The organism is Methylobacterium sp. BE186, from assembly GCF_031457035.1.
Taxonomy (GTDB): Bacteria; Pseudomonadota; Alphaproteobacteria; order Rhizobiales; family Beijerinckiaceae; genus Methylobacterium; species Methylobacterium segetis.
The window spans coordinates 1-13,169 of sequence record NZ_JAVDVV010000038.1 but is presented as its reverse complement, the minus strand read 5'-3'; the positions used below and the strand labels follow the sequence as shown (position 1 = coordinate 13,169).

Here is a 13,169-nt window from a genome sequence, read left to right as displayed (position 1 = left end):
TGGGCGCTCAGTTTTCTCGGACCATGCTCACTGCGGCGAGGTTCAGCGACGCCGGAGTGGTCGCCCAAACGCGATGGCCCGCTGAGCCGTTCTTGTAGAATGGTGAACCCTTCCCCTCTCAGGTCTGCACCGAGCCGCATCCTGGCGGCCGCCCGCCGCGCGTTCAGCCAGTTTCTGGCGCTGCCCCTCGCGATCGTGGTCGGCTTCATCGTCCTCAACGTAGTGATCTATCTCGCCGACCGCGTTTGGTCGGACGGCCGATCACCGGCTGGGCTCGCCTGGCTCGGGGAACTGTTCGGCGATCATCAGGCGATCGGCAGCCTCCTGTCGACGCTGGCGTCGAGCATCGTCACGGTGACGTCGATCACCTTCTCGCTCCTGCTGATCGCAGTCCAGCAGGGCTCGGCCGCTCTTACGACCCAGGTCACCGACCAGTTCATGATGCGGCGGGCGAACCAACTCTACTTCGGGTACTTCGTCGGGCTTTCGGTCTTCGTTCTTTTGACCCTGCTCACGAACAGCCAGTTTCATCGACCGGTCTTCGGCTCGATGCTAGCGCTGAGCATGACGATGGCCGCGCTCTGCATGATCATTGTCATGATCTACAACACCATCGACCAGATGCGCCCGGAACGGATCGTGCAGTTCATCCACCATCATGTCCTGCATGCCCGCGTGCACGATGAAAAACTCCTGTGCAGGACCCGCCGAACACCGCGGCCGTACTGGATCCTGGCCTCGACCATCCGCTCGCCGCAGAGCGGATACATCGTCGACGTCCGGGAAGCGCGGATTCGCGAAACGGTCGAAGCACACGCTCCTGGAAGCGTGGAGGTGGAGCTGCTCGTCCCGCTCGGAAGCCGGCTCGCCGTCGGCGATCCCGCATTCGCGTTGCGAGTCGCTCCGCATGCCGTCCTTGCCCCTATCCTTCGCGACCGGATCGAGGAAGCGGTGATCGGTGCCGTCACGTTCGACGATGGGCGCAACCTCGACCGGGACGCGAGCTACGGCCTGCACCAGCTCGCTACGATCGCCTGGACCGCTACCTCGACCGCCAAGTCAAACCCCCATCCCGGGCCGGCGGTCATCCACGCTCTGCGCGACATCCTCTCGCTGTGGAGCCCCTGCGAGGCTGACCCGAAGGAGGATCCGATCTCGCCCCTCGTCTACGCCGACCGGACGCCGACCGAGGCGACCGACGCCCTCGAGACCATCATCGTCGTGGCCTCGGAATCGATGCAGGCGCAAACGCTATCCGACGCTCTGCGGACGATCGCCATTCTCCTCGACCATGTCTCGCAGCCGACGGCGGAGCGGCTGGCCGATGTCGCCAAGCGGGCCGTCTCAAGCCTCGGCGAGCACGTCCTGACGCGGCAGCTTGAGGCCGCGCTGAGTGATCTCGCGGACGCGCTTGACCGGCGGGGGTTCACGGGCGTTGGGGCCGCAATTGCCGAAGCTGCGAAACAGCTCGGCGCCAGCCTCGGCAAGCTCAATTCCCGCTCGACGCGGGTGTCGGAGACCACGGGTCCTTGAACATCGCTCATTGGAGGGCGACCACTCAATTGCCAACCGTTCAATCCTCGCCTCTGGGCCCGTCATCGAGCGGCAGCTGCGCCCGTTTCGCAACCCAAGAGGAGGGGAGGCCCCCAGTCCGTCGTCGATTACGGTCTCGGGAGGAACCACTGCACGAGCGGCAGGCAGGTGCGGCCGTTCCGGCCGAAGTAGGCCAGATCGCGATCCTCGGCGGAGAAGACGCGCGTGACGCGTCGGACTGGACGCGGTTCCAGAGCAGATCGGGAAAATTGGGAGCTGAATGCCAACAGCATCAGCCTACGGGCTGTAGCACGGTCAGAAGCGATCCAGGTTCTGAACGCTCACGGCGATTGCTCTGCGAGTTCCATAACCTTCAGCTAACGAATGTCCGCTTCGGAGACGCCACTCGGGTCAGCTTGATGGCAGGAATGGGCGCAAAGCTTAAGGTCTGCATTTTGGCTCAAGCTAGGCAACGCTAGCGAAGCGAAGCTGCCCCTGAAGTCTCAGCCGACAGGGCAAGTGGCGTATGCTCCTGAAGGATGCGGTAGACCTGCATGCGCGAACAGCCGAGCGCGGCAGCGATGGCGGCAGGCCCACTGCCAGCGGCGTGCAACGGCCCGCACTCGGCCGCGGTTGAGGCGACGCTTGCCGCCCGTGTAGGTGCCTTCAGCTTTGGCCCGCGCAATACCTTCGCGCTGGCATTCCTTGATGAAGCGCCGCTCCATCTGCGCCGCCATGCCCAGCACTGTGAGAACCAAATGGCCCATCTCACCGCGCGCCGAGACGTGCGGATCGAGAACGGTGACGCTCGCGCCGCGATGCTCAGCCTCGTGCACCACATTCAGCACGGCACGGGTGTCGCGCCCGAGCCGGTCGAGACCGGTGACCACCAACTCGTCGCCCGGCCTTAGGAACTCCAAGACGGTGACCAACTCGGCTCGGCCATCACGGCTGGCGCCTGAAACCTTCTCTGAGCGAATGACAGCGCAACCCTCGGCCTCCAGCCGGGCGACTTGGCCGTCGAGATCCTGGTCGAGCGTGCTGACGCGCGCGTAACCGATGCGGGGCATGGGATGTAACCTCAAGTTTTAGGCCCGAGGCTACCCGGTCACAAATAGTCGATGTCAACTCAGATGTTACGGCTCACCAGCTTGCAGGTGTTACGTCACGCCAGGGTATACCCTAATGCGCCCTGTCCATGGCAGATCGGCACGACGTTTTCCACAGACAGACCTCTACTTCAGCTGCAACAACGAATCGCCTAGTGAGTGAGCAATGCCTAACACGCGCCACTCCAGTGCCGCGTCGAGATGATCTTCACCGCCGAAGTTTCGCCTAAGCCGTCAGGCTGTTAATAGCGATCCTGAAGAAGGTGCACGGTACCTAGGGATCCTGAATGACCGCGTCGCGAAACAGTATGGCTATCTGGTGTGTTCCTAGGCGAGCACTACCTCCTGCATCCGCAGAAGCACATTTGAATTATTGGCGTGTGGCTGGACTCCGGAGAAAAAGCTGCTCGAAACACAAGGAGGACTTCCTTGAGATCGGTGTCCTTGTAACTAATCCCGCAACTTTGGACACGGTCAATATATTTGTGCCATTCCCCGCCGCTCGAGATAAGATTTCTGATCTTGGACCACGCTTTGACAAGACCGATATTGCGCAGGGCATTTTCAACGAGAAGCTTTCCTGCGGAAGAGCGAATGCAAGTAGCAGCTGGATCGATCTCAGGCGCCAGTCAGAGGACCTTTTTTGCAGAGTGCATGTTTTTTCAGAGAACGAGCAGACAATAGACCAGGCTGAGCTCAGTACCTCCTCTGAGAGCGGCGGTACGCGCATTACTATATCACGGAGAGCCATAGACCGTAGCTCCCGTGGCCTTAACGAAGGTGAGAGGCTTTACTTCCGCCTCCGAGTCATGACGGGAACAAAGAAGGGTGGCCCGTTCGTAAGGGTGATAACACCGCTTGACCACGCTTTTCAAAGTGGATTCGAGGAAGTGGAGTACATCGATTTTCGTTTGAACGAATCTCGAACTCTCCCGTCGGGAATTGAAAGAAGGATCAAAGACGACTCTGCTCGCGAGTTCGTGCCAATTTCTCTGGTGGCATTCCTAACTGCAGTTCCGGTCCTCGCGGAGCTCTCGGTGAGCCACACCGAGTTCCATAAGAACAGGCTGCTCGAGGAGTCACCATGGAATGACTACGCCCCGCAGCCTCTTCCTCCCGGAATGATGGTCTATCATTGGAAGAAGGAAGCCGAAAAGCCGATTGAGGACTTCGCAGCATTTGTGAAACTACAGACTAGGCGGACCGGACGCCGCGTGATTTTTGTCTACTTGGCAATTGCGTTCGCGTTTGGCATTGCAGGCAACCTAGCGGCTTCATGGCTTCAGGCATATGTGCCATGGTTTGATCCGGCGGCAAAAAAACCTGTTCCTGAAGCGCGGCAAATGGCCAATGACGAAAATGCAAATTCCCCAAGCACGACGTTCATGCAAATGCCGCCGCCGCAATTTCTTCCCCGCGGAGGCACCGAAAAATAAACATTCATTATTGACGTTTAGCTCGTGCGGTTGGTTTAGCGCGGATGGTGTGTATGAACTTGGTACGTGACCAAAATCTCCCGAGAACTCACGGAGGAACTGAATCGTTTCTCGACCGCGATGCGTCGGAAGCGTTACATTTTATTCTCCCTCTGTCCCACGACTATCCCGGAATCGAAAGGTGGTTTCGGAGCAAAGTAGCGCCAGGGCTCAAAGATGGCACTCGACACCTTTTGCGTGTTGAACGTGACGGTAAGCTCGCTGGCCTTGGGATTGCAAAATTCGATGGCAAGGAACGAAAGATTTGTACGGTAAGGATTAGTCCAGATTATGTCGGGCGGGGAATCGGACTTCGTATATTCGATGGCCTTCTAAAATGGCTCGATACCGACCAGCCTCATCTCACAATCAGCGAAAGCAAAATTCAATCGTTTGAGAGGATATTTGACTGGTATGGCTTTAAGCTGACAGCGACGAAATCGGGTCTATATGTACCCAATAGAAACGAGTTGCTGTACAACGATCAAGAGTCTGATTAGCTAAAATTTCGACGCTTCTCTCAATGCTTTCGCAAAGTCATCCAATGAAGCAGAGCGCAGAATAAAAATAGGTAAGTTGAGGGCATGCGAGTAAAGCAGAGCCTGTGACGTTGATGCTGCTTGCTGCTGATGAAGTTCTGAAATGCTGCGGATCGGCCTCGCTCGTTGATCTCTCAGCCTTCGCTCGTAAATTAGCTGCGGGTCTTCCTCGATGACAATTAGGCTTTTAGGGCGGAAAGAAGCGATTATATCAGGAGAAATGGGTACGAGCGTTGATCCGTTATCAATCAGGCTGTGTGCATCGAGCAATATTCGGCATATTTTATCATTTTCAATTTTCTTTTGAAGCGCGAATGCGAGGGATTTTTGATTGGTCTCGATTTCACTTGGGCTACTCTGCCGGAGCGACTCTGGGTCTACTCCCTTTAATTCTCGCAGCAGCTCACTAGCTTGCAGATGCATGTAGGCTGGATTTCTTGCTACGAAATTTCGACAAAGAGTCGTCTTTCCAACTCCAGAAATTCCAAATACCGGCACAACTATTCCGGTCATGGCGCCGAAAACATTTCTATCTGTGCCTTCTCTCGCCGGTCAGCGCGAAACTCATCTTCAATGTACATGTACGATTGAGGAGGCTTGCAAGAACGAGAGATATCACTTAGCGCCAAAGGGGTCCGGTAACGCTCAATTGCTCCGACTTTGATTGCAAAAGCTTTAGGTCGTCCAGAAAAATACTCATCAAAAAACTTTTTTGATACTCCCGATTCAGCCGCTGTTAGAGTCCAAATGTTTGTTGGAGTATCCATTAATATCTCCGCGATTTCAAATTCACCAAGTACCCCCGATATAGGCTTGGTGGCGTATACCAAAACTGATTTGATACTTGAGCGGAAAATACGTCTCCGGAATTCGTATTTTTTACTGCCATCAAATATCTGAACAGCGTATTGCGGTTTAATCGATAATAAGACTCTCATCTACGCCGCCCAATTCCAGAATGTCTCTAAACTGCATCTCAGTGATGTTTAGAAGGACCCAATATGTCGGCCGAATGTTGATCTCCTCAAGTAGCACTCCCCTAGTTAACCGGCGGTTAAAAGCAGCATTGTAGGTAATTTTGACTACTGACAATACTCCACGTCTCTGCCACTCATCGCGCAATTGAGCTTCCGTGTACACGCTCCTCGGATGGCAGTAGCGAATGAAGGCATCCTCATTCGCAAAGTCGCGACGGCCTCTCACTTCCTCTACGACACATACCGACGTCGCGACTGAGCGGAAATACGCAGGAGGTCGATCCATTGTTCGGTAAAAGATGATGCTATCTCCTTTGCTAATTCCGTCGAAGGATACATGCCCGATGTATACCTTATGTATCGTGTTTGTATGGGAAACGTCCTGCACGATTTCACGGGGTTCGTTTCTAAGAATTGAGTCTGGCAATAATTCTGTGTGCCATCGCGGCTTGATCGCTAAAAGCCAATATTTCTTACCAGAGGTATGGATAAACGGGTAGTCAGTCAAGATATCTCCGCTGAAGGAGCGCAGGTCACGCACAAATACAAGCTCGACACCATTCTTTGTGGTTTTCGTGCCCCACTCGCGAAACCCGTAGCGTCTCAATAACTTAATCAGATGTACATGTATTTCGAATACAGTAACGTAGACGCCATCGGCATGTTCGGATATTGCCGTGTCGAATATTTTTTTTACTACTCTTTCGCCGAGACGAGTTCCGCGGCTGTCAATTTTGAGTGTTCCAACCTTCAACCAATGCTTACTGGGTAAGTGAGGATCAACGTCCTCGATGCTACCGATCTCGGACTTGAGATACAACATCCCACTGATGTCGCCGTCCTCGTCGGTTACAATATATAAATCCTCGTCATTCTTTCTCCGAAACCATCCCTCGAAGTCATGTGAATACCCATCTTTTAAGCTATCGAAGAACGGGTGATCCAAAGATACGTCGCGAAATTTGGTGAGCTTTAGCGTTCGAGACACTGACTGACCCTAGTGCTACTATGTTGCTTGGTTCATACTCTAGATTGACTCGAGCAGCGGCAGCAAGCTTCGCGGAAGGGGCGGCTGTGGAAGCGGCTATCTGGTGCGCAGGCGCCGCTCCTCGCTCTTGGATGTCTCACAGGGTTCTTCCGGGAACGCTGCGAGCACATCCCCGTGAGTGAGACGAAAATGCTGGGCGGCAACCCAGGCTCGACGCCAACGTAGAGCATGAGCGGCTCCCCGCAGGCGTCAAGCTGATGGGCCTGTTCCGCTCGCTTCGCCCGGGAACCTAGCCATAGCTCGATTGTGAGCCCACTGAGCCCCTAAAGCGAAGCTGAGCTGCTTCGTTCGATGCCTGCTGCCCTAGAGAAACCCGGGCGCCTGTGCGGCGTCAAACGTGCTTTCTCAGCGATCACGGCGCTCGCGGACGGTGGTGCGTTCCTCGCGCCGCTCAATGCGCTCCTCGCGCCTGTCAGGATCGACGCCGAGGGCGTCACCGACGGTGCCGGTCGCAGCGCCGACAGCTCCACCTACAACGCCACCAACAGGTCCTGCGGCCCGGTTGCCATCCTCAGCGCCACGTTCAGCGCCGCGGACGGTACCCTGCGCCTGCGCGGAGAAGGCCAGGGGAATGGGAGATAGGACAAGGATGCCCGCAATCAGTACGCGCTTCATCAGGATCTCCTCTGTATCGCATTCGGATGGCTCCAGCGGCGTGACGGGGCCAAGGTTTGCATCCCTTCAACGGATGAGCGGTGAAAAGGTCGCCGACCTTGGCAATCTGCCGAAGCACGGCCAGGGTATGTCAGACGCGCTGGTCCGATCCTGAGAGTGGGACAAGCAGCCAATGCCGCTATGGTCGCCCTCATGCCTGCGAAGCTGAGCCCCCCTGAGGCTGCGCTGCTTCAGCTTGCTAAGCTGGTCGCGAGTGACCTCAACAGAGGGCGTGCGAGCTCGGGTTTGCAGAATGTTGGCTTGGCTCTCTCAGGCAACTCTGAGGCAGTTCAGATCCTTCTCAACCTCCTCCTAGCTGAAGCCAGCAAGAAGCGGCCGAGCAACAGGCTGATTGACGCCTTTCTGTTCATGGTCGGACAGGCACTCTCCGAAGCGCGCATGGTCATTGACGCCAACCCTCACGCTCAAGCTGAGACGCTCGTTGCTGAACTGAGGCAAAGCCTTGCCGCCGCTGCGAAGGCTGGCCGGATACCGCCGGAGTTGCTGATGGCGGTGGCGCAGCAATTTGCGGCCGCCAAACTCGATCTCGGCGAGGAGCTGCGTTCCGTCGTGCACATGCACTCTGAGCGTGCGGCTAGCCATGGTCCCGAGCTGGACCCGAATGACATCGCTGCGCACTACGCGGCGCTGGCCGAGGCCCTCGACCACGATCCCTTCCTGCTCCAGGCACAGCTCTCCGAGCAACTGGCAGCATTCGCTGACGAGCAGAAGAGCCTCATCACGGCCTCGCTCGTCACAACGGACGTGCCCGCGATGCGCGAGGCTGCTGTTGGTTGGCTGCTCGATCCAAGCGCAGGAGTCAGCCGCCGCGTGGCGCAGACCCTTGCTCATGCCGCCGCGGAGGGGCTCGTGTCGGCCGCGAGCGCGGACCGAATGGTGCTGATGCGCCCTTGGGTGCCGGAGCCCGTGCAGGCGAGCATCGACGTCGCCGTGCGCGCCTGCCGTCAGCGCGGCAAGCTACCCGCTCCACACCTCTCCCTGCAGGTCAGCGCCGTGATCGCCTCAGGCTGCGACGGCGCAGGCGCGCAAAGCTTCTTCGTCCTGCTCAAGCGCGGCCGCAAGCTGGCGTTAGCGTCGCTCCTCGTGAAGCATGGCTTTGGTGTGCGGGATGCCTGGGTCCGCGACGGGCTGAGCCAGCGAGAGGCCGCCCAGTTCGTGGCCGAGATCGCGCATGAGCTGGATCCGTTCGATGCCTCGCTCGAGATCGTTCAGGCTGCCATTGCGCACGGGCTCGCGGCCAACCTGGGAAAGGGCGAAGCGCCGCCTTTCGGGCTTGTGCAGTTCCTCGAAGTGGTTGGTCTCACTCAGGTTCGGCCGGAGCGACTCGCCCCTGCGGCACTCATGGCGGAACTCCTTGAGGAGGTGCCTGCCGAGCAGAAATCAGCGAAGGCGGTGGCTCGGGCGCTCACAGCATCGAAACGCTGGTCCCAGCAATACGCCTTCGTGCAATCCTGGTTCGAGCAGGGCGAGGCGGCGCAGACCCTCGTGAGCGCCTCCGGGAGCAAGAAGGAGAAGCAGGACGCGGTCCTGCGAGAGATCCTTCCCGCGCGCCGCGCTCGCTGGGCTGAGTTGCTCGCTTGGACAGCCAGAGCGGCACAGGATCAGGTGGAGGACGACGACTGGATCGATCTCGCCCTCGTCGCCCAGGAACTGCTCGGCGGCCGCCCCCTGGCTGGAATTCCGGTCGCAGCTTGGATTGCTAGCAACACAGTTGCAGCACTGAGCAGCCGCTAAATCGCTCCGACTACCAACTGCATGAACGTACCGGAAACAGCCCCGAACGCCCCAATCGTCCGCCAGGAGCTTCCAGGATGCGGGCCCCTGAACATTCGTAGCTCAGCAGCAGCGTGGGCATGCCCGTCGTGACCAAGAAACGCGAAATCACCATGAGCGCGAGGACGAATAGATCGAGGACGCTTGCCACCACGGAGCGGTGATTGTCCGCTGCCGTGCGATAACAGCCGGTACAAGCCGTGGCCAAATGTGGGCTAAGCTGTGGGGCGACTGACCAATTCGATCTCAAAAAACCAGTGGTAACAGTCACTTAGACAAAATAAGTGGCGGAGAGGGAGGGATTCGAACCCCCGATGCCCTTGCAGGCATGCCGCATTTCGAGTGCGGTGCATTCAACCGCTCTGCCACCTCTCCGCGAGGTGCCTCGACGAGACGGGCGGTGCCTAGCACACGTGCTCACGCTCCGACAAGCGGTTCGCGCGCGATCACGCCGCAGACACCCGCCCCGCTGCCGTCGCGCGCAGCCCGGCCGGTGCGGCCGGGCCCCGAAGTCGCGGTCAGGCCGGCTTCGGCGAGGCCAGGGCCGCGGCGACCGTGCGGGCGAAAGCGACGGGATCGCGGGGGGAGTCGCCGTCCTGGATGCGGGCGAGGTCGAGGAGCGTGCCGGCGGCATCCGCGACGTCGCCCTCCGGCCCCTCGGCGAGCGAGCGGATCAGCGGGTGGCGCGGGTTGATCTCCAGGATCGGCAGGCCCGCTGCCGCCCGCCCCGCCCGGCGCAGCAGGCGCTGCATCTGGAGGTCGGGGCCACCTCCCGAGGCGGAGAGCACCACGGCGCTGTCGACGAGCCGGTCGGTGACGCGCACATCCGAGACCTCGCCGCTCAGTGCGCCCTTGATCGCCGCCACGAGGGCGTCGAGGCTCTCGGGCGCTTCCGCGCTCTCCTCTCCGGCCGCGAATTTCGAGAGATCGATGCTGCCCTGCGTGACCGACCGGAGGGGCTTCTCCTCGAAGCGGGCGAGGGCCTCCGGCCAGAAGGCATCCACGTGATCGGAGAGCAGGAGCACCTCGACGCCGCGGGCGCGGAAGCCCTCGAGCTGCGGCGACTTCCTGAGCGCGTCCACATCGTCGGCCACGAGGTAGTAGATCGCCTCCTGCCCGTCCTTCATCCGTGCCACGTAGTCCGGCAGGGAGGTCCATCCCTCGACGGCTGAGGAGCGGAAGCGGAGGAGCGGGGCGATCTCGCCGCGCCGCTCGTGGTCCTCGTAGATGCCCTCCTTCAGGACGGGGCCGAAATTCTCCCAGAACGCAGCGTAGGAATCAGCCTCCTTGGCGCGGGTGGCGAGTTCGGACAGCACCCGTCCCGTGACCGCGCGGCGGATCTTGGCGAGCGCGGGCGTCGCCTGCAGCATCTCGCGGGAGACGTTGAGGGGCAGGTCCTCCGTGTCCACCACGCCCTGGACGAAGCGCAGCCAGGAGGGCAGCAGCCCCGCCTCATCCGTGATGAACATGCGCCGCACGTGCAGGCGGACCTTGCTCTCGCGCTCGTTGTCGAGCGCCTGGAACGGCTTCATGCCGGGCACGAACAGCAGCGCCGAGAATTCGAGCGCCCCTTCGGCCCGCCAGTGCAGGGTGGCCCAGGGCTTGTCGAAGTTCATGCCGACCTGGCGGTAGAACTCCGCGTATTGCTCTTCCGTGATCTCGGATTTCGGCTTGCGCCAGAGCGCGGTGCCCTGGTTCGCCGCCTCCTCGCGGCCCTCCTGCACGATGGCGATCGGGACGGTGATAAAGTCCGCCCATTTCCGCACGACATGGTCGAGGCGGTAGGGCTCCAGGTACTCGTCGGCGTCCTCCTTGAGGTGCAGCACGATGTCGGTGCCGGGATCCGGACGCTCGGCCTGCTGCAGGGTATAGCTGCCGCCGCCGTCGGAGGCCCAGGTCCAGGCCTCGTCCGAGCCCGCACGTCGCGAGGTCACCGTCACGCGGTCCGCTACCATGAAGGCCGAGTAGAAGCCGACGCCGAACTGGCCGATCAGGCTCGGGCGCTCGTCCGGCTTCGCCTCGGCGAGCGTCTGGCTGAAGGCCCGGGTGCCGGAGCGGGCGATCGTCCCGAGATTCTGGGCGAGATCCTCCTTCGACATGCCGATGCCGGCATCCGACAGCGTCAGCGTGCGAGCAGCTTTGTCCGGGATGATCCGGACCTTGGCGTCGGGGGGAAGCGCCGGGCCCGCAGCGGTCAGCGCCTCGAAACGGCGCCGGTCCATCGCGTCCGCCGCGTTCGCCACGAGCTCGCGCAGGAAGATTTCCCGGTCGGAATACAGGGCGTGGACGACGAGGTCCAACAGGCGCCCGACCTCGGCACCGAATTCGTGCCGCTCCACGGTCTCGCTCAAGGTGTAGCCTCCGCTCCGCGAAAAAACCGGGGCCGATATGCCGTCGCATCGAGCCGAATTCAATGCTCCGGGGCCTCGGAGCCACGGTCTCAGCCAAAGGCTTGCAGCCCCGTCTGCGCGCGGCCCAGGATCAGGGCGTGGACGTCGTGCGTCCCCTCGTAGGTGTTGACCGTCTCGAGGTTCTGGGCGTGGCGCATCACGTGGTACGCGCCCATGATGCCGTTGCCGCCGTGCATGTCGCGGGCGGTCCGGGCAATGTCGAGAGCCTTGCCGCAATTGTTGCGCTTGATCAGGCTGATCATCTCCGGAGTCGCGCGGCCCTCGTCGAACAGGCGCCCGACCCGCAGGGACGCCTGCAATCCGAGCGCGATCTCGGTCTGCATGTCGGCGAGCTTCTTCTGCACGAGTTGGGTCTGGGCCAACGGCCGCCCGAACTGCTTCCGATCGAGGGTGTAGGCGCGCGCCCGGTGCCAGCAATCCTCGGCCGCGCCCATCGCGCCCCAGGAGATTCCGTAGCGCGCACGGTTGAGGCAGCCGAACGGGCCCTTGAGGCCGGAGACGTTCGGCAGGAGAGCGGAATCCGGCACCTCCACGTCCTCCATCACGATCTCGCCCGTGACGGAGGCGCGCAGGGAGAGCTTGCCCTCGATCCTGGGTGTCGAGAGGCCGCGCAGGCCCCTCTCGAGCACGAAGCCGCGGATCGCACCGCCATGCGCATCCGACTTCGCCCAGACCACGAAGACATCCGCGATCGGTGCGTTCGAGATCCAGCTCTTGGTCCCGCTCAGCCTGTAGCCTCCGTCGATGGCGCGCGCGCGGGTGAGCATGCCGGCCGGGTCGGAGCCCGCATCGGGCTCGGTGAGACCGAAACAGCCGACCCACTCGCCGCTGGCGAGCTTCGGCAGGAGACGCCTGCGCTGATCCTCGTCGCCGTAGGCGAAGATCGGGTACATCACGAGGGAGGATTGCACGCTCATCATCGAGCGGTAGCCGGAATCGATGCGCTCGATCTCGCGAGCCACGAGGCCGTAGGCGACATGGCTCGCATTCGCGCAGCCATACGTTTCCGGAAGCGTCAGCCCGAGGAGCCCGACCTCGCCCATGCGGGCGAAGAGGGAGCGGTCGGTGCGCTCTTCCGCGTAGGCCGCGACGATGCCGGGAAGGAGCTGGTTCTGCGAGAACGCACGTGCCGTCTCGCGGATCGCCCGCTCGTCCTCGGTCAACTGGTCGTCGAGCAGGAAGGGGTCCTCCCAGACGAAGGAGGCGACCGCGGCACCCGTGTGCGCGGCATCTCTCGAAGTCCCGTTCGTCATCTCGCCTCGTTCCGTCGGGAGAGATCGCCCTCCGGACGCGGCGGCGGGCAACCGCAGCCGCCGGAGGGCGAGCCGTCTCGGAGCGATCTAGCCCGGCAGCCGCTTCGTGCCAGGGCCGAACGACGCGCGAGCGCGGGAGATCCGTCGAGACCAGCTCACTCGACCGTGACGGACCTATTCGACCGTGACGGGCCTATTCCACCGTGACGGACTTGGCGAGGTTCCGCGGCTGGTCGACGTCTTTGCCCATGACCACCGCCGTGTGGTAGGCGATCAACTGCATCGGCACCGCGTAGACGATCGGCGCGATCACCGGGTCGAGAGCCGGCATCGTCAGCGTCGCCAGCGTCTCGAGGCCCGCCTCCGCCGCCCCCTT

10 protein-coding genes, 1 tRNA gene and 2 pseudogenes are annotated in these 13,169 nt (G+C 60.9%); 4 read left to right on the top strand and 9 right to left on the bottom strand.

What is annotated here, in order from left to right; all coding sequences use genetic code 11:
- Window positions 1-99 precede the first annotated feature (99 nt).
- Entirely contained in the window at window positions 100-1,533 is a 1,434-nt protein-coding gene (locus J2X36_RS24985; RefSeq protein ID WP_310354698.1) for a DUF2254 family protein, read from the top strand.
- A 475-nt stretch (window positions 1,534-2,008) separates the two neighbouring features.
- Here the strand turns inward: J2X36_RS24985 and J2X36_RS24975 are convergent.
- Window positions 2,009-2,603, bottom strand: a pseudogene (locus tag J2X36_RS24975) (recombinase family protein).
- Window positions 2,604-3,022: 419 nt separating this feature from the next.
- On the opposite strand from J2X36_RS24975, the gene J2X36_RS24970 reads away from it, so the two are divergent.
- Together J2X36_RS24970 and J2X36_RS24965 are read left to right on the top strand one after the other, a co-directional pair.
- Complete coding sequence (locus tag J2X36_RS24970; protein WP_310354697.1) at window positions 3,023-4,078, top strand: hypothetical protein; 1,056 nt, start codon at window positions 3,023-3,025, stop codon at window positions 4,076-4,078.
- 44 nt (window positions 4,079-4,122) lie between these two features.
- Window positions 4,123-4,617, top strand: a complete 495-nt coding sequence (locus J2X36_RS24965) for a GNAT family N-acetyltransferase (protein ID WP_310354695.1) — start codon at window positions 4,123-4,125, stop codon at window positions 4,615-4,617.
- Here the strand turns inward: J2X36_RS24965 and J2X36_RS24960 are convergent, their stop codons facing one another.
- The 4 genes from J2X36_RS24960 to J2X36_RS24945 form a co-directional block, all read right to left on the bottom strand.
- A complete protein-coding gene (locus J2X36_RS24960; RefSeq protein ID WP_310354693.1) occupies window positions 4,618-5,169 on the bottom strand; it encodes an AAA family ATPase in 552 nt (183 codons plus the stop codon).
- Complete coding sequence (locus J2X36_RS24955; protein ID WP_310354691.1) at window positions 5,166-5,594, bottom strand: hypothetical protein; 429 nt, start codon at window positions 5,592-5,594, stop codon at window positions 5,166-5,168. The genes J2X36_RS24960 and J2X36_RS24955 overlap by 4 nt, the downstream gene beginning before the upstream one ends.
- Window positions 5,572-6,579 (bottom strand): N-acetyltransferase, encoded by a 1,008-nt coding sequence (locus tag J2X36_RS24950; protein WP_310354689.1) that lies wholly within the window; start codon window positions 6,577-6,579, stop codon window positions 5,572-5,574. The genes J2X36_RS24955 and J2X36_RS24950 overlap by 23 nt, the downstream gene beginning before the upstream one ends.
- 447 nt (window positions 6,580-7,026) lie before the next feature.
- Window positions 7,027-7,296: a hypothetical protein gene (locus J2X36_RS24945; protein WP_310354687.1), complete on the bottom strand. Its 270-nt coding sequence runs from the start codon at window positions 7,294-7,296 to the stop codon at window positions 7,027-7,029.
- Window positions 7,297-7,476: 180 nt separating this feature from the next.
- On the opposite strand from J2X36_RS24945, the gene J2X36_RS24940 reads away from it, so the two are divergent.
- Complete coding sequence (locus tag J2X36_RS24940; RefSeq protein ID WP_310354685.1) at window positions 7,477-9,090, top strand: hypothetical protein; 1,614 nt, start codon at window positions 7,477-7,479, stop codon at window positions 9,088-9,090.
- A 324-nt stretch (window positions 9,091-9,414) separates the two neighbouring features.
- Here the strand turns inward: J2X36_RS24940 and J2X36_RS24935 are convergent.
- The 4 genes and pseudogenes from J2X36_RS24935 to J2X36_RS24920 form a co-directional block, all read right to left on the bottom strand.
- Window positions 9,415-9,504: transfer RNA gene (locus J2X36_RS24935), tRNA-Ser, on the bottom strand.
- Between the two features lie 143 nt (window positions 9,505-9,647).
- On the bottom strand, window positions 9,648-11,480 hold the full coding sequence (htpG, locus tag J2X36_RS24930; protein WP_310354683.1) for a molecular chaperone HtpG: 1,833 nt from the start codon (window positions 11,478-11,480) through the stop codon (window positions 9,648-9,650).
- Between the two features lie 89 nt (window positions 11,481-11,569).
- Window positions 11,570-12,793: an acyl-CoA dehydrogenase gene (locus J2X36_RS24925; protein ID WP_310354682.1), complete on the bottom strand. Its 1,224-nt coding sequence runs from the start codon at window positions 12,791-12,793 to the stop codon at window positions 11,570-11,572.
- Between the two features lie 193 nt (window positions 12,794-12,986).
- Window positions 12,987-13,169 (bottom strand): annotated as a pseudogene (locus J2X36_RS24920) (glutamine--fructose-6-phosphate aminotransferase); the annotation flags it as partial.

Coding starts and splice junctions, on each gene's coding strand:
- J2X36_RS24985 (WP_310354698.1), top strand. CDS start 100: ATGGTGAACCCTTCCCCTCTCAGGTCTGCACCGAGCCGCATCCTGGCG.
- J2X36_RS24965 (WP_310354695.1), top strand. CDS start 4,123: ATGGTGTGTATGAACTTGGTACGTGACCAAAATCTCCCGAGAACTCAC.
- J2X36_RS24960 (WP_310354693.1), bottom strand. CDS start 5,169: ATGACCGGAATAGTTGTGCCGGTATTTGGAATTTCTGGAGTTGGAAAG.
- J2X36_RS24955 (WP_310354691.1), bottom strand. CDS start 5,594: ATGAGAGTCTTATTATCGATTAAACCGCAATACGCTGTTCAGATATTT.
- J2X36_RS24945 (WP_310354687.1), bottom strand. CDS start 7,296: ATGAAGCGCGTACTGATTGCGGGCATCCTTGTCCTATCTCCCATTCCC.
- J2X36_RS24940 (WP_310354685.1), top strand. CDS start 7,477: ATGGTCGCCCTCATGCCTGCGAAGCTGAGCCCCCCTGAGGCTGCGCTG.
- J2X36_RS24925 (WP_310354682.1), bottom strand. CDS start 12,793: ATGACGAACGGGACTTCGAGAGATGCCGCGCACACGGGTGCCGCGGTC.